Source organism: Burkholderia sp. 28_3 (assembly GCF_003253915.1).
Lineage (GTDB): Bacteria > Pseudomonadota > Gammaproteobacteria > Burkholderiales > Burkholderiaceae > Burkholderia > Burkholderia cenocepacia.
Genome location: NZ_QKZF01000002.1, coordinates 105236 through 126650 on the forward strand (window position 1 = coordinate 105236; position 21415 = coordinate 126650).

The window sequence follows — 21415 nt, forward strand, 5'->3', positions numbered from 1 at the left end:
AAAGCCACGATCCGCCCCTTTCCGATGCGCCGGCGGGGCGTGCACAGGGGCGGGAAATCCCTATTTTGTCCGTCCTTGACGCCACTATATCGGCTTCCTACTATCCACCATAACACCACTGGTCTTACCAGTATGAACAGACGAAACTGCAACCGTTGGATCGGGAGAGCGCCGTGTCGAAATTCCTCAATTCGCTGTTTGGCCGGGTAGTCGTCGCATTGATCCTGGGGGTCGCGCTAGGCGCGTTCTTCCCGCATTTCGCCGAGTCGCTGCGACCGCTCGGCGACGGCTTCCTGAAGCTCATCAAGATGGTCATCGGCCCGATCGTGTTCTGCGTCGTGGTCAGCGGGATGGCCAATGCGGGCGACCTGAAGAAGGTCGGCCGGGTCGGCCTGAAAGCCGTCGTCTACTTCGAGGTGATGACGACGCTCGCGCTCGGCATCGGGCTCGTGCTCGCGTGGCTCACGCGCCCGGGCGTCGGGATGAACATCGACCTGCGCTCGCTCGACGCGGCGTCGCTGTCGACGTACGCGAAGAACGCCGAAAGCCTGAAGGACACGGCCGGCTACCTGATGAAGATCATTCCCGAGACCGCGATCGACGCGTTCGCGAAGGGCGACATCCTGCAGATCCTCGTGTTCGCGGTGCTGTTCGGCTCCGCGCTGTCGCTGCTCGGCGACAAGGCGCAACGCGTCAATTCGCTGATCGAGGAACTGTCGCACGTGTTCTTCCGGATCATCGGCTTCATCATCAAGCTCGCGCCGCTCGGCGTGCTCGGCGCGATCGCGTTCACGACCGGCAAGTACGGCGTCGCGTCGCTCAAGCAGCTCGGCTACCTGGTCGCGGTGTTCTACCTGAGCTGCTTCGTGTTCGTCACGGTCGTGCTCGGTGCGGTGATGCGGCTCGCGGGCTTCTCGGTGTTCAAGCTGATCCGCTACCTGCGCGAGGAACTGTCGATCGTGCTCGGCACGGCGTCGTCGGACGCGGTGCTGCCGCAGGTGATGAGCAAGCTCGAATACATGGGCATCAAGGATTCGACCGTCGGCCTCGTGATCCCGACCGGCTATTCGTTCAACCTCGACGGCTTCTCGATCTACCTGACGCTCGCCGTGCTGTTCATCGCACAGGCCACCAACACGCCGCTGTCCACGCACGACCTGATCGTCGTGCTGCTCGTGTCGCTCGTCACGTCGAAGGGCGCGCACGGCATCCCCGGCTCGGCGATCGTGATCCTCGCGGCGACGCTGTCGGCGATTCCCGCGATTCCGGTGCTCGGCCTCGTGCTGATCCTGCCGGTCGACTGGTTCGTCGGCATCGCCCGCGCGCTGACCAACCTGATCGGCAACTGCGTCGCGACGGTCGTCGTCGCGGTGTGGGAGAACGACATCGACCGCGCCCGCGCGAAACGCGTGCTGAACCGCGAGCTGCGCTACGTGGCCGACGCGCCGGGCAGCGCCGCACCGGTCGCCGGCGACCAGGCCCACGCGCTCTGAACGCGACTCCCGCGCGGCGCCCCTGGCCGCCCCGCGCGACCGAACTTCATGCGACCGGTGCGATGACGTGCCGGCGCTTCTCAACATGATGGAGACGACATGGCAGCCCCCATTCTCGATCCGAACGCGCCGGCTTTCACGCGGCGCTACATGAACCTCGCCGACCCGCGCCTCGGGGCGCAGGCGCTGTTCGCCAGCGACGAATTCTTCGCGCCGAAGGAGCGCATGCTGAATCCGGAGCCGGCCGTGTTCATTCCCGGCAAGTACGACGACCACGGCAAGTGGATGGACGGCTGGGAAACGCGCCGCAAGCGCACGACCGGCCACGACTTTTGCGTGGTGCGTCTGGCGCGGCCGGGCGTGATTGTCGGCGTCGATCTCGATACGAGCCACTTCACCGGCAACTTCCCGCCGGCCGCGTCGATCGAGGCCTGCGCGGTGGACGGCGACACGCCGCCCGACGACGCCGAGTGGCGCACCATCGTCCCCGCGACGACGCTGCAGGGCAACTCGCATCACTACGTGAGCGTCGACGATGCGCGGCCGGTCACGCACCTGCGCGTGAACCTGTATCCGGACGGCGGGCTCGCGCGGCTGCGCGTGTACGGCCAGCCGCAGCGCGACTGGCGTCACGTGCCGGCCGGCGAGCTGGTCGATCTCGCGGCGATCGAGAACGGCGGTTATCTGGTGGCCGCGAACAACCAGCACTTCGGCCCGGCCTCGCAGATGCTGATGCCGGGGCGCGGCGTGAACATGGGCGACGGCTGGGAAACGCGGCGCCGCCGCGAGCCCGGCAACGACTGGGCGATCGTCGCGCTCGCGCGGCCGGGCATCATCCGGCGCGTCGAGGTCGACACGGCGTTCTTCAAGGGCAATTTCCCCGATCGCTGCTCGCTGCAGGCCGCGCACGTCACGGGCGGCACCGACGATTCGCTCGTCACGCAGGCGATGTTCTGGGCCGAACTGCTCGGCGAGCAGAAGCTGCAGATGGATCACGTGCACACGTTCGACCAGCTCGCGGCGCTAGGCCCCGTCACGCACGTGCGGTTCAACATCTTCCCGGACGGCGGCGTGTCGCGCCTGCGTCTGTGGGGCGAGCCGGCTTGAAGGAGGGCAGCGGCATGAGCGGAACCCCGATCCTGCGCGTCGAGCGCCTGACCCGCGAAGCGTTCGCGCCGTTCGGCGACGTGATCGCGCTCGAAGGCGCGCGGCATTTCCCGATCAACGGCGGCACGACCGAGCGCTTTCACGATCTCGCGACGATCGACGTCTGCGCGGACGGCGGCCGGCCGCTCGTCAGCGTGTTTCGCGCGCAGCCGCGCGCGGTGCCGGTCGCGATCACGCTGATGGAGCGTCATCCTCACGGCAGCCAGGCGTTCATCCCGCTCGCGGCGGTGTCGCGCTACGCGATCGTCGTCGCGCCGGCCGGCGAATTCCGGCCCGACGCGATGCGCGCGTTCCTGGCCGAGGGCTGGCAGGGCGTCAATTATGCGAAGGGCGTCTGGCACCATCCGCTGCTCGCGCTCGACGCGGTCAGCGATTTCGTGATCGTCGATCGCGGCGGGCCGCAGCCGAATTGCGACGAGATCCCGCTGGAATGCGCGTGGGCGCTCGAGTTCGAGCCGGCCTGCGCGGGCGCCGAAGGGCTTTCGTAAGCCTTCCGGGCGCGCGGCACCATTCCCCGAAAAAGCGGACGGCCCGGGCGGCGAGATGCCGGCCGGGCCGTCTTGCGTGCGCGGGTGGCGCGCTTCAGTGCTTGCGGTGCGGGCAGTTCTCGGTCGTGCACGAACCGTACATCGCGAGCGAGTGCTCCTGGAGCCGGAAGCCGCGTTCCTTCGCGATCGCCTGCTGGCGGCTCTCGATCTCGGCGTCGAAGAATTCCTCGACGCGGCCGCAATCGAGGCACACGAGGTGGTCGTGGTGCGAACCTTCGTTCAGCTCGAACACCGCCTTGCCGGATTCGAAGTTGCTGCGCGACAGCAGGCCGGCCTGCTCGAACTGCGTGAGCACGCGATAGACGGTGGCGAGCCCGATGTCGAGCTGCTCGTTGAGCAGGTTGCGGTAGACGTCTTCGGCCGTCAGGTGGCGCACGGGGCTCTGCTGGAAGATCTCGAGAATCTTGAGGCGCGGTAGGGTGGCCTTTAGCCCGATATTCTTGAGATCCGTCGGATTGGTCATGGCTAGGCATCCCTAGAGTACAATGCAGGGCTTCAATGTTACCGGCTTTTCGCCGTTCCAGATATACGCGCGGCCTGCACGCGGGCCAGCACGGTGAAGGAAATGATCCCAGAATCGCTTTCGCACTTTCAGAGGAGTCGCATGCGGAGTGCCATCATCGCTGCCGCCGCCGTTGTCGCGCTGGCGGGTTGTTCGTCGTACGACAGCGTGACGCAGCGCATTGCGCAGAGCATCACGCCGTATCGGATCACCGTCGTGCAGGGCAACTTCGTGTCGCAGGAGAAAGCCGCACAGTTGCAGGCCGGCATGACGCGCGAGCAGGTCCGCGCGCTGCTCGGGACGCCGCTGCTGGCGGACATGTTCCACGCGGATCGCTGGGATTATCTCTTCTACTTCAAGCGCGGCTCGACGTCGATCGTCCAGCAGCGCGACCTCGTGGTCAACTTCTCGGGCGATCGCGTCACGAGCTGGACCGGCGCCGACAACCTGCCGTCCGAGCTCGACCTGCTGGCCGACATCGACGGCGACCGCGGCGGCAAGAAGGCGAAGGCCGCTGCCGCGGCGAAGAAGGCTTCCGAAGCCGCGGCCGCCGCGAGCGCCGCGCAGGCTGCCGCTGCGGCGAGCCCGGCCACCGTGCCGGCATCCGGCGCGGCGGTCGACCAGGATGCGAACGCCCAGGCGGCGCGCGCGGCGAACCGCGCGACCAACCAGGTGTCGGGCCAGGGTTCGGGTTCGCGCCGGTTCACGCCGGCCGCGCAGGCCTCGGGCGGCGCGCCGGTGCCGGGCGGCCAGCCGCCGGGCGCCGCGCCGGCGATCCAGCCGCAGTTCCAGTTCCACCGTCCGCCGCCGCCGAACGTGTCGAACGAGGCGTCGCCGCCCGTCGGCCCGCAAGGCTCGGACAACCTGCAGAACCAGCCGCTCACCGCACCGGCGCAGTAAGCGGCCGGCGTGCGGAAACGGGGCGGCATGCGCCGCCCGCCTTTAGACCTGTCGTGTAGAAAGCCATGAAGATTGCGATTGCCGGCGCATCGGGCCGAATGGGCCGGATGCTGATCGAAGCCGTTCTCAACGATGCCGACGCGCAGCTCGTCGGCGCGCTCGACCGCGCCGGTTCGCCGTTCCTCGGCCAGGACGCCGGTGCGTTCCTCGGCAAGGACACCGGGATCAAGCTGACCGACGATCTCGACGCCGTGTTCGCGCAGGCCGAGTACCTGATCGATTTCACGCGTCCGGAAGGCACGATGGCCCATATTGCGGCCGCGCTGCGCCACGACGTGAAGCTCGTGATCGGCACGACCGGCTTCACCGCCGAGCAGAAGGCCGAGCTGCAAGCCGCGGCGGGCAAGATCGGCATCGTGTTCGCGGCGAACATGAGCGTCGGCGTGAACGTCACGCTGAAGTTGCTCGAATTCGCGGCGAAGCATTTCTCGCACGGCTACGACATCGAGATCATCGAAGCGCATCACCGCCACAAGGTCGACGCGCCGTCGGGCACCGCGCTGATGATGGGCGAAGCCGTCGCCGGCGCGCTCGGCCGCTCGCTCGACGACTGCGCGGTGTACGGCCGCCACGGCGTGACGGGCGAGCGCGATCCGTCGTCGATCGGCTTTGCCGCGGTGCGCGGCGGCGACATCGTCGGCGATCACACCGTGCTGTTCGCCGGGATCGGCGAGCGCATCGAGATCACGCACAAGTCGTCGAGCCGCGTGTCGTACGCGCAGGGCGCGTTGCGTGCGGTCCGCTTCCTGTCGGCGCGCGGCGCCGGCCTGTTCGACATGCAGGACGTGCTCGGCCTGCGCTGACACCGCGAGGAAACTCCGATGGCGATTCCCACCGGCGTTGTCCACTACCTCGAAAGCGGCGATGCGATCACGCACGCCGTCTCCTATGTGCTGCTGGCGATGTCCGTCGCCAGCTGGTGCTTCCTCTTCATGAAAGCCTGGCTGCTGGTCCGCGCGAAGCGGCAGGGGCCGCGCGCGCTCGCCGCGTTCTGGCGCGCGCCGTCGCTCGACGCGGGCATCGCCGCGCTGGCCGGCGCCGATCGCGAGCGCGTGTTCGTGCCGCTCGCCGAAGCCGCGCGCGATGCGGCCGACGACCACGACCCGGCCGCGCTGGCCGCGCGTGTCGAGCGCAGCGAACGCGTGCTGCGCGCGTTGCGTCACGCGATGCTGCGCTCGCAGCGGCGTCTCGAATTCGGCCAGGTGCTGCTCGCGTCGATCGGCAGCACCGCGCCGTTCGTCGGGCTGCTCGGCACCGTGTGGGGCATCTATCACGCGCTCGGCAGCATCGCCGCGAGCGGGCAGGCGCAGATCGAGAACGTCGCGGGGCCGGTCGGCGAGGCGCTGATCATGACCGCGTTCGGGCTGGTCGTCGCGATTCCCGCAGTGCTCGCGTACAACATCCTCGGCCGGCTCGTCCGGCAGCTCGCCGAGGAACTCGACGGCTTCGCGCGCGATCTGCACGTCTTCGTGTGCGCGCAGGGCGCCTGACGCGACGGTTCCGGAGGAACGACCATGGCATTCGGCGGGCTCGAGCACCACAAGACGTCCGCGCCGATGGCGGAAATCAACATGACGCCGCTGATCGACGTGATGCTCGTGCTGCTCGTCATCTTCATCATCACCGCGCCGCTGATGACGCACGCGATCCGGCTCGACCTGCCGAAGGTCGCGGCGAGTGTCGCGCGCGACACGCCGCAATCCGTCACCCTGTCGATCGACGACGCGGGCAAGCTCTACTGGGACGACGCGCCCGTGGCGCTCGACGCGCTGCCGGCGCGGTTCAAGGCCGCTGCCGCGGGCGCCGCGCCGCCCGAGCTGCGGCTGCGCGCGTCGCGCGCGACGCGCTACGACGTGATCGCGCAGGTGATGGGCGCCGCGCAGGCTGCAGGCCTCACGCGGATCGGCTTCGTGACCGACGTGCCGCCGGCTGGGAGCGCGGCCGCGCCGGCCGCCGCCGGCGCGAAACCCTGATACGCCTGATACGCCGTCGCTGCGGGCCCCGGCGCGCGCTCCCCGGTTTGGAAAAATTCATTCCGGGGGCCGGCGCAAGCCCGTTATTGGCGTGAACGGGCCCTGGCCCGCGCGACCGGCCGTGCGGGCCCGCACGGGCGGTATAATCGACGTTTTTCCCGGCGCGGAACCGGTCAGCCCGTTCCCGCGCCGGGCACGCACGATTTTCGATCCAATCCTGCGCGCGAGCCGTCGCGCCGCTTAAAGCCTAGCCCGAACCACACCATGCACGAGAGATACGTACCCGCCGACGTCGAAGCCGCCGCCCAGGGCGACTGGCGCGCAGCCGATGCCTACAAGACGAAGGAAGATTCGCAGAAGCCGAAGTTCTACTGCGTATCGATGCTGCCGTACCCGTCCGGCAAGCTGCACATGGGTCACGTGCGCAACTACACGATCAACGACGTGATGTACCGCTATCTGCGGATGAACGGCTACAACACGCTGATGCCGATGGGCTGGGATGCGTTCGGGATGCCGGCCGAGAACGCCGCGATGGCGAACGGCGTGCCGCCCGCGAAGTGGACCTACGACAACATCGCTTACATGAAGGGCCAGATGCAGTCGATGGGTCTCGCGATCGACTGGTCGCGCGAAATCGCGACGTGCAAGCCCGACTACTATAAGTGGAACCAGTGGCTGTTCCTGAAGATGCTCGAGAAGGGCATCGCGTACAAGAAGACGGGCACCGTGAACTGGGACCCGGTCGACCAGACCGTGCTCGCGAACGAGCAGGTGATCGACGGCCGCGGCTGGCGCTCGGGCGCGCTCGTCGAGAAGCGCGAGATCCCGATGTACTACCTGCGCATCACGCAGTACGCGGATGAGCTGCTGAACGATCTCGACGGCCTCGGCTGGCCCGAGCGCGTGAAGATCATGCAGCAGAACTGGATCGGCAAGAGCTTCGGCGTGAACTTCGGCTTCCCGTACGAACTCGACGGCGAGCAGAAGCTGCTGCGCGTGTTCACGACGCGCGCCGACACGATCATGGGCGTCACGTTCTGCGCCATCGCGGCCGAGCACCCGCTCGCCACGCGCCTCGCGCAGGACAAGCCGGAACTGCTCGCGTTCATCGAGGAATGCAAGCGCGGCGGCGTTGCCGAAGCCGACGTCGCGACGATGGAGAAGAAGGGCGTCGCGACCGGCTTCTCGGTCAAGCACCCGCTGACCGGCGAGCCGGTCGAGGTGTGGATCGGCAACTACGTGCTGATGAGCTATGGCGAAGGCGCGGTGATGGGCGTGCCGGGCCACGACGAGCGCGATTTCGCGTTCGCGAAGAAATACGACCTGCCGATCAAGCAGGTGATCGCGAGCGAAGGGCAGACGTACTCGCTCGACGCATGGCAGGAGTGGTACGGCGACAAGGAAACCGCGGTCTGCGTGAACAGCGGCAAGTACGACGGCCTGCGCTACGCGGAAGCGGTCGACGCGGTCGCGGCCGACCTGAACGCCGGCGGCTTCGGCGACAAGCAGGTCACGTGGCGCCTGCGCGACTGGGGCGTGTCGCGCCAGCGCTACTGGGGCACGCCGATCCCGATCATCCACTGCCCGTCGTGCGGCGACGTGCCGGTGCCGGAGCAGGATCTGCCGGTCGTGCTGCCGGAAGACCTCGTGCCGGACGGCACGGGCAACCCGCTCGCGAAGTCGGAAGCGTTCCTGAACTGCACGTGCCCGAAGTGTGGCGCGGCCGCGAAGCGCGAAACCGACACGATGGACACCTTCGTCGATTCGTCGTGGTACTTCTCGCGCTACACGGCGCCGGACGCCGAGACCATGGTCGACGCGCGCACCGATTACTGGATGCCGATGGACCAGTACATCGGCGGCATCGAGCACGCGATCCTGCACCTGCTGTATTCGCGTTTCTGGACCAAGGTGATGCGCGACCTCGGCCTCGTGAAGTTCGGCGAGCCGGCGAAGAACCTGCTCACGCAGGGGATGGTGCTGAACGAGACGTACTACCGCGAGGACGCGGCAGGCAAGAAGACCTGGTACAACCCGCTCGACGTGACGGTCACGCACGACGACAAGGGGCGCCCGGTCGGTGCGACGCTGAACGCGGACGGCCAGCCGGTCGTGCTCGGCGGCATCGAGAAGATGTCGAAGTCGAAGAACAACGGCGTCGATCCGCAACTGCTGATCGACCAGTACGGCGCCGATACCGCGCGCCTGTTCACGATGTTCGCGGCACCGCCCGAGCAGCAGCTCGAGTGGTCGGGCGCGGGCGTCGAAGGCGCGAGCCGCTTCCTGCGCCGTGTGTGGAGCTTCGGCTACGGCAACCGCGAAGCGCTCGCCGCGCGCGCCGGGTTCGACGCAGCGACGCTCGGCGACGCCGACAAGGCGCTGCGCCGCGAGATCTACAGCGTGCTGAAGCAGGCCGATTTCGACTACCAGCGCCTGCAGTACAACACGGTCGTGTCGGCCGCGATGAAGATGCTGAACGCAATCGACGGCGCGAAGGGCGCGACGCCCGCCGTGCTGCGCGAGACGTACGGCGTGCTGCTGCGCGTGCTGTACCCGGTCGTGCCGCACGTCACGTTCGAGCTGTGGAAGGCGCTCGGCTACGCGGACGAATTCGGCCCGCTGCTCGATGCGCCGTGGCCGAAGGTCGACGAGGCTGCGCTCGAGCAGGCCGAGATCGAACTCGTGCTGCAGGTGAACGGCAAGGTGCGCGGTGCGCTGAAGGTCGCGAAGGATGCGAGCCGCGACGCGATCGAAGCGGCGGCGGTCGCCGACGAGGCATTCGCGAAGTTCAGCGACGGCAAGCCGGCGAAGAAGATCGTCGTCGTGCCGGGCCGCCTTGTGAACATCGTCGTCTGACGGCCGCCGGCCGTCGGACGTACCCAGAAGGAGCGAAGGTGATCCGCAGATCGTTTTTGATGCTCGTCGGCAGCGCGGTCGCGCTGTCGGCATGCGGCTTCCAGTTGCGCGGCCAGCAGGACTACGCGTTCAAGCACCTGTTCGTGGCCGGTGCGCCGGCGCCTGTCGAGGCGCGGCTCACGCGCCTCGTCCAGGCCGGCAGCGACACGAAGATCGTCAAGTCGGCGGACGACGCCGACGCCGTGCTGCGCATGTGGGAGTCGCGTGGCCAGAACACGCTGACGCTCAACAAGTACGGCTCCGCGCAGGAATACGCGCTGTTCTACACGCTGAACTACACGCTGACGAGCAAGGACGGCACCGTGCTGATCCCGCCGAGCGCGATCGCGCTGAACCGCGCGATGACGTACAGCGACCAGTACACGAACGCGAAGGCGCAGGAAGCCGACATCCTGTACGGCGACATGCAGAACGACGCGGTCGACCAGCTGATGCGGCGCCTCGCGATCGTCCACTCGCTGACGCCGGCGCCGGAGGACGTGGTGCCGGGCGTGGCGCCGCGCGCGCCGCTGCCGCCGCCGCCGCTCTGATCGCGGGCGCACGCAGCGATGCAATTGCGACTTGATGCGCTGGAGCCGCACCTCGCGAAGGGGTTGGCCGGGCTCTATACCGTCTACGGCGACGAGCCGCTGCTCGCGCAGGAAGCGTGCGACCGCATTCGTGCGGCCGCACGCGCGGCCGGCTTCACCGAGCGGTCGGTGCATACGGTCGAGCGCGGCTTCGACTGGAGCGTGCTGCTCGGCGCGACCCAGGCGATGTCGCTGTTCGGCGAGCGCCAGCTGATCGAACTGCGCATTCCGTCGGGCAAGCCCGGCAAGGAAGGCGCCGACGCGCTGAAGACGCTCGCGGCCACGCCCAACCCCGACGCGCTGATGCTCGTCACGTTGCCGCGCCTCGACGCGGCCACGCAGAAATCCGCATGGTTTACCGCGCTGCAGAACGGCGGCGTCGCGCTGAAGATCGATCCGGTCGACCGTGCGCAACTGCCGAACTGGATCGGCCAGCGACTCGCGATGCAGGGCCAGCGCGCCGCGCCCGGCGAGGACGGGCGGCGCGCGCTGCAGTTCATCGCGGAGCGCGTCGAGGGCAACCTGCTCGCCGCGCACCAGGAAATCCAGAAGCTCGGGCTGCTGTATCCGCAGGGCGCGCTGTCGTTCGAGCAGGTGCACGACGCGGTGCTGAACGTCGCGCGCTACGACGTGTTCAAGCTGAACGAAGCGATGCTCGCCGGCGACGCCGCGCGGCTCGCGCGGATGATCGACGGGCTGAAAGGCGAGGGCGAGGCGATCGTGCTCGTGATGTGGGCCGTCGTCGAGGAGTTGCGCACGCTGCTGCGGATCAAGCGCGGCACGACGGCCGGCAAGCCGCTCGCGACGCTGCTGCGCGAGAACCGTGTGTGGGGGCCGCGCGAGCGGCTGATCGCGCCCGCGCTGAACCGCGTGTCGGAGGCGGTGCTCGAAAAGGCGCTCGCGTTCGCCGCGAAGCTCGATCGGCAGGTCAAGGGGCTGACGGCCGTCACGCCGGGCCGCCGCACGCAGGACGAACCGCCGCCCGATCCGTGGGACGGGCTGTTCCAGCTCGCGATGACGGTCGCGGGCGCCCGCGGCGAGCGACCGCCGACCGCGGGTCGCGTGCGACGCTAAGTCCCGTTCGTGCCTTCAGCGCGCGCTGCGCAACCCGCTTACAATGCTTCGATAGCTGGCGCGGCATATCGGCCGCTGCCCTGCACGGACGGTTGTCCCGCGAATCGTCACTCCCGGACGGCCGTCCCGGGTGGCCGTCCCCGGGTGGCCGTCCCCCGCTTCCCCACGAATTCATGCCGCTCCGCGCGGCTCGCTTCTCGAGTCACACGATGGATATCGATCAGTACATGACCGACCTGGGCCGCCGCGCCCGGCACGCTTCCCGCGCGATGGCGCGCGCCAGCACGGCCGCGAAGAACGCGGCCCTCGACGCCGTGGCCCGCGCGATCGAGCGCGACGCGCAGGCGCTGAAGGAGGCGAACGCACGCGACGTCGCCCGTGCCCGTGAAAAGGGGCTCGATGCGGCGTTCGTCGACCGCCTGACGCTGTCGGACAAGGCGCTGAAGACGATGGTCGAAGGGCTGCGCCAGGTTGCGTCGCTCGCCGATCCGATCGGTGAGATCGGTAACCTCAAGTTCCGCCCGAGCGGGATCCAGGTCGGCCAGATGCGCGTGCCGCTCGGCGTGATCGGCATCATTTACGAGTCGCGCCCGAACGTGACGATCGACGCGGCCGCGCTGTGCCTGAAGTCCGGCAACGCGACGATCCTGCGCGGCGGCTCCGAAGCGCTCGAATCGAATGCGGCGCTCGCGAAGCTGATCGGCGAAGGGCTCGAGGCGGCAGGCCTCCCGCAGGACGCGGTGCAGGTCGTCGCGACGGCCGATCGCGCGGCGGTCGGCAAGCTGATCACGATGACCGAATACGTCGACGTGATCGTGCCGCGCGGCGGCAAGAGCCTGATCGAACGGCTGATCAACGAGGCGCGCGTGCCGATGATCAAGCACCTCGATGGCATCTGCCACGTGTACGTCGACGATCGCGCCGATCTCGACAAGGCGCTGGCCGTCTGCGACAACGCGAAGACGCACCGCTACGGCACCTGCAACACGATGGAGACGCTGCTCGTGTCGAGCGGCATCGCCGCGAAGCTGCTGCCGCCGCTCGGCAAGCTGTATCGCGACAAGCAGGTCGAACTGCGCGTCGATGCGGCCGCGCGCGCGGTGCTCGCCGATGCGGGCGTCGGCCCGCTCGTCGACGCGACGGAAGAAGACTGGCACACCGAATATCTGGCGCCGGTGCTCGCGATCAAGGTCGTCGACGGCCTCGACGCCGCGATCGAGCACATCAACCATTACGGCTCGCATCACACGGACGCGATCGTCACCGAGGATCACGACCGTGCGATGCGTTTCCTGCGCGAAGTCGATTCGGCGAGCGTGATGGTCAACGCGTCGACGCGCTTCGCGGACGGTTTCGAATTCGGCCTCGGCGCGGAAATCGGCATCTCGAACGACAAGCTGCACGCACGCGGCCCGGTCGGCCTGGAAGGGCTCACGTCGCTGAAGTACGTGGTGCTCGGGCACGGCGAAGGCCGTCAGTAAGTCAACAGCGAGGCGCACAACCGATGGCAATGCTCTGGGTCAAGACGTTCCATGTCGTTCTGATCGCCGCGTGGTTCGCGGGGCTGTTCTACCTGCCGCGCATCTACGTGAACCTGGCCATGGAGACCGATCCGGCCGCGGTGCGGCGCCTGCTGCTGATGGCGCGCAAGCTGTTCCGTTTCATGACGATGATCGCGGTGCCGGCGCTCGCGTGCGGGCTGTGGTTGTGGCTCGTGATCGGCATCGGCCAGGGGCAGGGCTGGATCCACGCGAAGGTGACCGTGGTGCTGCTGCTGATCGTCTACCACGCGTATTGCGGGCACCTGCTGCGGGTGTTCGAGCGCGGCGAGAACCGCCGCACCGACAAGTGGTATCGCGTGTTCAACGAGCTGCCGGTGCTCGGCATGCTCGCGGCGGTCGCGCTGGTGGTGATCAAGCCGTTCTGAGCGGCGCGGCCGGCGGCGGCGCGGCCGGCGGTACGTCACCGCCGAATCGTGCGCAACGGCGCCCCTCGGGGCGCCGTTGTTCGTTTACGCGCGGCGTCGTCGCGACCGCTACTCCTTCGTCGGGTCGTCGATCCGGCGCCGCGTGATCGCTTCCTTCGCGCGGCCGACGCGCTCCATCAGCGCCGGCCCGCGCGACAGCGCGACGCCGACCGCGAGGATGTCGCCGATCGCGAGATGCGACATCCGCGACGTCATCGGCGAGAACACGTCGGTTTCCTCGGCGACGTTCGACGCGAGGCTGACCGTCGCGAGCTTCGCGAGCGGCGAATGGCTTTGCGTGATCGCGACGACTTTCGCGCCGCACGCGAGCGCGGAGCGCGCGGCGTCGACGATGTCGCGCGTGCGGCCGGTGTTCGAGATCGCGACGACGACGTCGTGCGGCCCGAGCAGCGCCGACGACATCGAGAACGTGTGCGGATCCGAGTACGCGACGCTCGGCACGCCGAGCCGGAAGAACTTGTGCTGGATGTCCTGCGCGGCGATGCCCGAGCCGCCGGCGCCATAGAACTCGATCCGCGACGCGTTCGACAGCAGCGCGATCGCGTCGGCGACGCTGCCCGCCGACAGGCTGTTGCGCACCTCGATCAGCGCGCCGATCGTGCGGTCGAACACCTTGCCGATGATGCCCGGCGCGGGTTCGTCGGGCTCGACGTCGCGGTACACCGACGACACGCCTGGCGCGACGCTCTGCGCGAGCCGGATCTTGAATTCGCGAAAGCCGCTGCAGCCGAGCGCCTGGCAGAAGCGCGCGATCGTCGGCTGGCTGACGCCGGCGCGGGTCGACAACTCGGTCATCGCGAGGTCGAGCACTTCGCGCGGCGCGGCGAGGATGTAGTCGGCGAGCTTGCGCTCGGACGGGCGCAGCTCGGGGCGGATCGCTTCAATGCGGGGCAGCATGGGACGGCACGTGGAAATCGGGTTCGGATGCGGGAGTGTATCGCAATCGAATTGTAGAAAATCTACATAAAAATACTAGCGATATTGCAGGAGTTTCGACGCGAGTCGAGTAAGGTGGGTTAGGGTTTTCACTGATTAAAGCCTTGCTGGTGGCGGGAATAACGGTTGCGAGGGCGCGAAACCACATTGCGTGCTTGTAGTTTTTCTACTAGACTGCCTTCGTTCGATCGACGAAGCTCGACCGTCCCCACGATTCCAACCGCCGGTGTCGGCCGGCATACAGGAGCGCCCAGCATGACGTCGCTGCACCCCACTCTGGCGAAGGTCACCGAACGCGTGATCGCCCGCAGCCAATCGACCCGTTCCGCCTATCTGCAGCGCATCGACGGCGCGCAAGGCAAGTTCCCGGCACGCGGCGCGCTGTCGTGCGCGAATCTCGCGCACGGCTTCGCGGGCCTCGAGGGTAACGACAAGTTCGCGATCAAGGCGATCCGCGAGCCGAACATCGGCATCGTGTCCTCGTACAACGAGATGCTGTCCGCGCATGCGCCGTACAAGGACTTCCCCGACATCATCAAGGCGGCCGCGCGCGAGAACGGCGGGGTCGCGCAGTTCGCGGGCGGCGTGCCGGCGATGTGCGACGGCGTCACGCAGGGCAACCCGGGGATGGAGCTGTCGCTGTTTTCGCGCGAGGCGATCGCGATGGGCACGGCGATCGCGCTCACGCACAACATGTTCGATGCGGCGCTCTGCCTCGGCATCTGCGACAAGATCGTGCCGGGCCTCCTGATCGGCGCGCTGCAGTTCGGCCACCTGCCGACGATCTTCGTGCCGGCCGGCCCGATGACGAGCGGCCTGTCGAACGACGACAAGGCGAAGATCCGCCAGCAGTTCGCGACCGGCCAGGTCGGCCGCGACGCGCTGCTCGAAGCCGAATCGGCCGCGTATCACGGCCACGGCACCTGCACGTTCTACGGCACCGCGAACAGCAACCAGATGCTGATGGAGCTGATGGGGCTGCACCTGCCGGGCTCGGCCTTCGTTCACCCGCACACGCCGCTGCGCACCGCGCTGACGGCCGAGGCCGCGCGCCGCGTACTCGACCTGACCGTCGAGCGCGGCCACTACACGCCGATCGGCCATGTGATCGACGAAAAGGCGATCGTCAACGGGATCGTCGCGCTGCTCGCGACGGGCGGCTCGACCAATCACACGCTGCACCTCGTCGCGATCGCGCGCGCGGCCGGCATCCTGATCGACTGGAACGACTTCGACGAGCTGTCGGCGGTCGTGCCGCTGCTCGCGAAGATCTACCCGAACGGCAAGGCCGACGTGAACCATTTCCACGCGGCGGGTGGTGTCGCGTTCCTGGTACGCAACCTGCTCGAAGGCGGGCTGCTGCACGAGGACGTGACGACGGTCGCCGGCAAGGGGCTGGCGCACTACACGAAGGAGCCGAAGCTGATCGACGGCAAGCTGACGTGGGTCGACGGCGCGGCCGAGAGCCACGACACGAAGGTGCTGCGCGGCATTCGCGAGCCGTTCCAGCCGGACGGCGGCCTGCGCCTGATGCAGGGCCGGCTCGGTCGCGGCGTGATCAAGATCTCGGCGGTCGCGCCCGAGCACCGCAAGGTGACGGCGCCCGCGATCGTGTTCGACTCGCAGGAAGCCGTGCAGGAAGCGTTCGATCGCGGCGAGCTGAAGCGCGATTTCGTCGCGGTGGTGCGCTTCCAGGGCGCGCGCGCCAACGGCATGCCCGAGCTGCACCGTTTGACGCCGCTGCTCGGCGTGCTGCAGGATCAGGGCTTCCACGTCGCGCTGGTCACCGACGGCCGCATGTCGGGTGCGTCGGGCAAGGTGCCGGCCGTGATCCACGTGTCGCCGGAGGCGCTGCTGGCCGGCCCGATCGGCAAGGTGAAGACGGGCGACGTGCTCGTGATCGACGCGGAAGCCGGCGTGCTCGACATCGAGGTCGACGACGCCGAGTGGCACGCGCGCCCGGTCGCGCAGCCGCGCCACCAGGCCGAGAACGAAGTCGGTTTCGGGCGCGAACTGTTCGGCGTGTTCCGCGCGGCCGCGGCGCCGGCCGAGCAGGGCGCATCGGTTTTCGGGACGCTGGTCGGCGAAACCGCCGTCAGCGTCGCCGCATGAATTTCAAGGAGCCAATTCAATGAAGACGATTGCTGAAATCGTGAAGCTGGGCCCGGTCATTCCGGTGCTCGCATTCGACTCGGTCGAGCAGGGCGAAAACGTGTCGCGTGCATTGCACGCGGGCGGCGTGAAGGTGCTCGAGATCACGCTGCGCACGCCGGCCGGGCTGGAAGCGATCCAGCGCGCGAGCCAGCTCGCGGACGACATCGTCGTCGGCGTCGGCACGATCACGAAGCCCGAGCACTGCGCGCAGGCGAAGCGCGCGGGCGCCACGTTCGGCGTGTCGCCGGGCCTGACGAAGGAGCTGCACCTCGCGTCGCTCGACGCGGGCCTGCCGCTGCTGCCGGGCGTGATGACGCCGAGCGACATCATCCAGGCGCTCGAATTCGGCTACGACATCGTGAAGTTCTTCCCCGCGCAGCAGGCGGGCGGCGTGCCGATGCTGCAGGCGTTCCACGGTCCGTTCCCGGCGCTGAAGTTCTGCCCGACGGGCGGCATCACGGTCGATACCGCGCCGAACTTCCTGAAACTGCCGAACGTCGTGTGCGTCGGCGGCTCGTGGCTCACGCCGAAGGCCGCGCTCGCCGCGCAGGACTGGGCCGAAGTCACGCGCCTCGCGCAAGCGGCGAGCCAGCTGCCCCGTTAATACTTGTATGAAATGAAGAATCAGCCCTCGGAAAGCGAGCGTTAGTGCTTGTTTTACCGAGGGTTTTTGCTGATGGAACCGGTTCTATCCGCGGATCGCAAAGATAAGTAAAATTCAGCGTCCTGACGGGGTGGGTACCCCCCGTGTTTCGGAGACCTGCATAGCCGGGCATACTCGCAACGACTCGCCCGGTTCGAACAATTCTAGGAGGAGTGCCACATGGGGGCCGTCCAAGGCAGCATGCTGCTCGTATTCACGCTGATCGCGATTGCCGCGCTGATCCTGATGATCGCGCGCTACAAGATCTACCCGTTCCTGGTGCTGATCATCGTCTCGCTCGGCCTCGGTCTCGTCGTCGGCATGCCGATGGACAAGATCGTCAAGTCGTTCGAAACGGGCACCGGCGGCACGCTCGGCCACATTGCGATCGTCGTCGGCCTCGGCACGATGCTCGGCAAGATGATGGCCGAATCGGGCGGCGCCGAACGGATCGCGACCACGCTGATCGACTGGTTCGGTGAAAAGAACATCCACTGGGCGATGATGTTCGTCGCGATCATCGTCGGCCTGCCGGTGTTCTTCGAAGTCGGCTTCGTGCTGCTGATCCCGATCGCGTTCAACGTCGCGAAGCGCACCGGCAAGTCGCTGCTCGTCGTCGGCCTGCCGATGGTGGCCGGCCTGTCGGTCGTGCACGGGCTGATCCCGCCGCACCCGGCCGCGCTGCTGGCCGTCCAGCAATACGGCGCCGATATCGGCAAGACGATCGCCTTCGGTCTCGTCGTCGGCGTGCCGACCGCGATCATCGCGGGCCCGCTGTTCGCGCTGACGATCTCGAAGTTCGTGAAGCTGCCGGAAAACAACCCGCTCGCGTCGCAATTCGTCGATTCGAACGCGGATGGCCGCAAGCGCGAACTGCCGAGCTTCGGCATCACGCTGTTCACGATCCTGCTGCCCGTCGTGCTGATGCTCGTCGGCAGCTGGGCCGACCTGGTGTTCGCACCGAAGTCGCTGCCGAACAACCTGCTGCGCTTTGCCGGCAACTCGGACGTCGCGCTGCTGATCGCCGTGCTCGTGAGCTTCTTCACGTTCGGCAAGCTGCAGGGCTTCAACCGCGACCAGATCCAGAAGTTCTGCGGCGAGTGCCTGGCGCCGATCGCCGGGATCACGCTGATCGTCGGCGCGGGCGGCGGCTTCGGCGGTGTCCTGCGCGACAGCGGGATCTCGCAGCAGATCGTCGAGACCGCCAAGCATGCACACCTGTCGCCGCTGCTGCTCGGCTGGTTCGTCGCGGCGCTGATGCGTCTCGCGACGGGTTCGGCGACGGTCGCGATGACGACGGCCTGCGGTATCGTCGCACCGATCGCGGCGGCGTCGGGCGCGTCGGTCAGCCCGGAGCTGCTGGTGCTCGCGACGGGCTCGGGCTCGCTGATCTTCTCGCACGTGAACGACGGCGGGTTCTGGCTGATCAAGGAATACTTCGGGATGACGGTGGGTCAGACGTTCAAGACCTGGTCGCTGCTTGAAACCATCATCTCGGTGCTCGGTCTCAGTTTCACGTTGCTGCTGAGCATGGTTCTGTAACAAGGGGTAGTCAATGATTCTGATCGCAATGGGCGTGTCGGGTGCCGGCAAGTCGCTGATCGGCGAAATGCTGGCGGAACGCCTGTCGTGCAGCTATACCGATGGCGACGCGTTTCACAGCGCGGCGAACAAGGAAAAGATGCACCACGGTATTCCGCTGACCGATGAAGACCGCTGGCCGTGGCTGCGCACGATTCGCGCGGCCATCGAGGAAAAGCAGCACGCGGGCGAGACGGCCGTGTTCACGTGCTCGTCGCTGAAGCGGTCGTACCGCGACGTGCTGCGCGGCGCCGACACCGACGTGCGGTTCGTGTATCTGAAGGGTTCGTTCGAAGTGTTGCAGGAGCGCCTGAAGAGCCGCACCGGCCATTTCTTCGATCCGTCGCTGCTGAAGAGCCAGCTGGACACGCTCGAGGAGCCGGGCCCGGACGAGGCGATCGAGGTCAGCATCGAGCTGACGCCCGAGCAGATCGTCGATCAGGTCATGCTGAAGATCGGTCTCGCGCAGCAGCACTGAGCGCGGTCCGCGGCCATCGTCATGAAAAAGGCGCCTTCGGGCGCCTTTTTCGTTTGCGATGCGTGGGCCGGTCAGGCCGTGCGCGCGCGTTGCGCGATCCCGTCGAGCAGCACGTCGAGCATCGTGTCGTGCACGACGGCCGGATCGAGTTGCGCATAGAGCGGGGCGGCCGACTTGACGAGCGGATGCCCGGCGTCGGACAGCGCGTGCATTTCCGCGAGTTCGACGTCGTTCGCGGCACGCGTGAGGCCGCCCGTTTCGGCGGCGGCGAGGCCGATCACGCTCGCGTACCAGCCGACGCATACCGCCGGCAGCGCCGCACGCGGGATGCCGGCGTCGGTCAGCGCGCGATGCACGGCCTCGATGTGCGCGAGATCGGCCGGCCCCGTGCTCATGTGCCGCTGCAGCAGCGCGAACGCGGCCGGGTAGCGCAACGCGAGCGCGCGATACTGGCGCGCGAGGTCGCGCAGCCGTTCGCGCCAGGGCTGCAACGGGTCGACCGGCACGAGCGAGCGCGACAGCGCATTCGCGATCGCGCGGCTCAGGCCTTCCTTCGACTTGAAGTGATACAGCACGCTCATCGGGTCGCAGCCGACCGACTGCGCGAGCTTGCGCACGCTGAACGCGGCTTCGCCGACGTCTTCGAGCAGCGCGAGCGCGGCCGCGACGATCGCGTCCTTGTCGAGGCCGCGCGGCCCCTGGGCAGGTTTGTTTTTCATCGAGACGGGCTGGCAGGCCGGCACGGCGCCGGCTGTAAACTTGACGAAAGCTTATTCTACACTGTAGAATTATTTCTGCGGTGTAGAAATTGGGTGTCCCGGCACCTTTCAATACGTGCTTTCGCACAGTCCGGGATCCAGGCGGCACGAGCGTGCCCGCCGTCAACACGGGCCATCGCGCCCCCTTTCTCGTTGACACCCATGTGGAACCGGCTGCCCCCACCCGCGAAGCCAGCAGGCTCATCGACAGGCGGCCCAAGACCATGCAAGTGCAATCATGACGTCCAACAACAAACCCCTGATCCAGGGAGAAGCGCGTTTCGAGCAAACGCAACTGAACATCGAAAAAGACAACTGGAACTGGTGCGATCCGGCCCGCTACGACGGCGAGCATCCGGCGAACTGGTACGAAGCGTCGCTGTCGCGCCATGAAAACAGCGCGCCGCTCGCGCATGACATCGTGTGCGACGTGCTCGTGATCGGCGCGGGCTTGCTCGGCGCGTCGGCCGCGCTGCATCTCGCGCAAGCGGGCGTCGACACGATCCTCGTCGACAAGCATCACGTCGGTTCGGCCGCGTCGGGCCGCAACGGCGGCCAGCTGACGCCCGGCCTCGCGCGCTGGGAAGCCGCCGACATGATCGACCACCTGGCGCACGACGACGCGAAGCGGCTGTGGCGCTTCGCGTCGGCCGAGTCGATGGACCTGATCGACGAGATCGGCGCGCGTTACGCGCTCGATCTCGACCGCAAGCGCGGCCACGTGACGGCGGCGGTTCACCCCGGCCACATGAGCGCGCTGCTCGACGGCGCGGATGCGCGCCGTCATCTCGGCGATGCGGGCGTGACGCTCGTCGGCCGCCATCAGCTGCACGACGAATACGTGCGCTCGGGGCTGTACCACGGCGCGGCGATCGACGCGATCGGCGGGCAGATCCATCCGCTCGCGCTGGTGCGCGGCCTCGTGCACGGCTTCCGGCTGAACGGCGGCGCGCTGTTCGAGGGCACCGAAGTGCTCGAGCTCGACGAGACGCCAGCGGGCGTCGTCGCGACGACGCCGGGCGGCACGATCACCGCGCGCCGCGGCGTCGTGCTCGCGCTGCACAACACGACGTTCCGGCTGCTCGACGACGGCGCGGCGACCACCGTGCCGTTCTTCACGTACGTGAGCGTGACGGCGCCGCTCGACGTCGACGTCGCGACGCTGATGCCGGCCGGGATGCCGGTGTACGACACGCAGTTCCAGATCGACTACTACCGGCCGGTACGCGGCAACCGGCTGCTGTTCGGCGGGCAGGGCACCGGCACCTGCTGGGCGCAGCCCGACGTCAACGCGTATCTGCTGACGCGGCTGAACACGGTGTTTCCGCAGCACGACGGCCGCTTCGCGCTCGACTACTGCTGGAGCGGCGTCAGCGACTTCACGCTGAACGGGGCGACCGACAGCCGCAAGACCGACGGTCGCGTGCCGATGTACATGGTGCAGGGCTGGAGCGGGCACGGCGTCGCGCAGACGGTGCGGATCGGCAAGGCGATCTGCGACGATTTCGTCGGTCGCAACGACGATTTCTCGATGCTCACGGGCATCGACCATCGCGCGATTCCGCTTGGCCGGCAGTTGTCGCCGATCGCGATTCCGGCCGCGAAGGCGGCGATGAGCGTGATGAGCGCGCTCAACCCGGGGCGGATGATTTCGTTCTGATCGTCCGACAAGC

The 21415-nt window shown here is 67.8% G+C and carries 20 protein-coding genes; 17 read left to right on the forward strand and 3 right to left on the reverse strand.

Annotation, left to right across the window (positions count from 1 at the left end; all coding sequences use genetic code 11):
* Positions 1-173 precede the first annotated feature (173 nt).
* The 3 genes from DFS13_RS05195 (at position 174) to DFS13_RS05205 (ending at position 3148) form a co-directional block, all read left to right on the forward strand.
* A complete protein-coding gene (locus tag DFS13_RS05195) occupies positions 174-1493 on the forward strand; it encodes a C4-dicarboxylate transporter DctA (RefSeq protein WP_006484664.1) in 1320 nt (439 codons plus the stop codon).
* Between the two features lie 99 nt (positions 1494-1592).
* Positions 1593-2600, forward strand: a complete 1008-nt coding sequence (gene alc / locus DFS13_RS05200) for an allantoicase (protein WP_006476931.1) — start codon at positions 1593-1595, stop codon at positions 2598-2600.
* Positions 2601-2614: 14 nt separating this feature from the next.
* Positions 2615-3148: an ureidoglycolate lyase gene (locus DFS13_RS05205; RefSeq protein ID WP_006484667.1), complete on the forward strand. Its 534-nt coding sequence runs from the start codon at positions 2615-2617 to the stop codon at positions 3146-3148.
* Between the two features lie 94 nt (positions 3149-3242).
* On the opposite strand, the gene fur is transcribed toward DFS13_RS05205, so the two are convergent.
* Positions 3243-3671, reverse strand: coding sequence for a ferric iron uptake transcriptional regulator (fur, locus tag DFS13_RS05210; RefSeq protein WP_006400349.1), 429 nt, complete (start codon positions 3669-3671; stop codon positions 3243-3245).
* A gap of 141 nt (positions 3672-3812) precedes the next feature.
* Here fur and bamE point away from each other — a divergent pair, with 141 nt between their 5' ends.
* The 9 genes from bamE (at position 3813) to DFS13_RS05255 (ending at position 13132) form a co-directional block, all read left to right on the forward strand.
* The gene (bamE, locus tag DFS13_RS05215; RefSeq protein WP_006496725.1) at positions 3813-4610 is read left to right on the forward strand and encodes an outer membrane protein assembly factor BamE; all 798 of its coding nucleotides are present in this window, start codon (positions 3813-3815) and stop codon (positions 4608-4610) included.
* 65 nt (positions 4611-4675) lie between these two features.
* Positions 4676-5473 carry a 4-hydroxy-tetrahydrodipicolinate reductase gene (gene dapB, locus DFS13_RS05220; RefSeq protein WP_006485630.1) on the forward strand — a complete coding sequence of 266 codons (798 nt, stop codon included), beginning with the start codon at positions 4676-4678 and terminating at the stop codon, positions 5471-5473.
* Between the two features lie 18 nt (positions 5474-5491).
* On the forward strand, positions 5492-6160 hold the full coding sequence (locus DFS13_RS05225) for a MotA/TolQ/ExbB proton channel family protein (RefSeq protein ID WP_058901257.1): 669 nt from the start codon (positions 5492-5494) through the stop codon (positions 6158-6160).
* Positions 6161-6184: 24 nt separating this feature from the next.
* Entirely contained in the window at positions 6185-6643 is a 459-nt protein-coding gene (locus tag DFS13_RS05230) for a biopolymer transporter ExbD (protein ID WP_006496723.1), read from the forward strand.
* Positions 6644-6907: 264 nt separating this feature from the next.
* The gene (gene leuS, locus DFS13_RS05235) at positions 6908-9502 is read left to right on the forward strand and encodes a leucine--tRNA ligase (protein ID WP_111441433.1); all 2595 of its coding nucleotides are present in this window, start codon (positions 6908-6910) and stop codon (positions 9500-9502) included.
* A 38-nt stretch (positions 9503-9540) separates the two neighbouring features.
* Positions 9541-10092 (forward strand): LPS assembly lipoprotein LptE, encoded by a 552-nt coding sequence (gene lptE / locus DFS13_RS05240; RefSeq protein WP_006483412.1) that lies wholly within the window; start codon positions 9541-9543, stop codon positions 10090-10092.
* A gap of 18 nt (positions 10093-10110) precedes the next feature.
* Positions 10111-11205 carry a DNA polymerase III subunit delta gene (gene holA / locus DFS13_RS05245; RefSeq protein WP_006483419.1) on the forward strand — a complete coding sequence of 365 codons (1095 nt, stop codon included), beginning with the start codon at positions 10111-10113 and terminating at the stop codon, positions 11203-11205.
* A gap of 209 nt (positions 11206-11414) precedes the next feature.
* Positions 11415-12686: a glutamate-5-semialdehyde dehydrogenase gene (locus tag DFS13_RS05250; protein WP_111441434.1), complete on the forward strand. Its 1272-nt coding sequence runs from the start codon at positions 11415-11417 to the stop codon at positions 12684-12686.
* Positions 12687-12709: 23 nt separating this feature from the next.
* Positions 12710-13132 carry a CopD family protein gene (locus DFS13_RS05255; RefSeq protein WP_089434541.1) on the forward strand — a complete coding sequence of 141 codons (423 nt, stop codon included), beginning with the start codon at positions 12710-12712 and terminating at the stop codon, positions 13130-13132.
* Between the two features lie 108 nt (positions 13133-13240).
* Here DFS13_RS05255 and DFS13_RS05260 read toward each other — a convergent pair whose 3' ends face one another.
* Entirely contained in the window at positions 13241-14089 is an 849-nt protein-coding gene (locus tag DFS13_RS05260) for a MurR/RpiR family transcriptional regulator (RefSeq protein WP_006483414.1), read from the reverse strand.
* Positions 14090-14383: 294 nt separating this feature from the next.
* Between DFS13_RS05260 and edd the strand changes: the two genes are divergently transcribed.
* The 4 genes from edd (at position 14384) to DFS13_RS05285 (ending at position 18984) form a co-directional block, all read left to right on the forward strand.
* Positions 14384-16240, forward strand: a complete 1857-nt coding sequence (gene edd, locus DFS13_RS05265) for a phosphogluconate dehydratase (RefSeq protein WP_006483415.1) — start codon at positions 14384-14386, stop codon at positions 16238-16240.
* Positions 16241-16259: 19 nt separating this feature from the next.
* Positions 16260-16886: a bifunctional 4-hydroxy-2-oxoglutarate aldolase/2-dehydro-3-deoxy-phosphogluconate aldolase gene (gene eda, locus DFS13_RS05270; RefSeq protein WP_006483410.1), complete on the forward strand. Its 627-nt coding sequence runs from the start codon at positions 16260-16262 to the stop codon at positions 16884-16886.
* Positions 16887-17105: 219 nt separating this feature from the next.
* Positions 17106-18467, forward strand: a complete 1362-nt coding sequence (locus DFS13_RS05280) for a GntP family permease (protein ID WP_006483417.1) — start codon at positions 17106-17108, stop codon at positions 18465-18467.
* 13 nt (positions 18468-18480) lie between these two features.
* Positions 18481-18984, forward strand: coding sequence for a gluconokinase (locus tag DFS13_RS05285; protein WP_059721659.1), 504 nt, complete (start codon positions 18481-18483; stop codon positions 18982-18984).
* Between the two features lie 71 nt (positions 18985-19055).
* Here DFS13_RS05285 and DFS13_RS05290 read toward each other — a convergent pair whose 3' ends face one another.
* Positions 19056-19703 (reverse strand): TetR/AcrR family transcriptional regulator, encoded by a 648-nt coding sequence (locus tag DFS13_RS05290; RefSeq protein ID WP_111441435.1) that lies wholly within the window; start codon positions 19701-19703, stop codon positions 19056-19058.
* A gap of 277 nt (positions 19704-19980) precedes the next feature.
* On the opposite strand from DFS13_RS05290, the gene DFS13_RS05295 reads away from it, so the two are divergent.
* Complete coding sequence (locus DFS13_RS05295; RefSeq protein WP_111441436.1) at positions 19981-21402, forward strand: FAD-binding oxidoreductase; 1422 nt, start codon at positions 19981-19983, stop codon at positions 21400-21402.
* Positions 21403-21415: the final 13 nt, after the last annotated feature.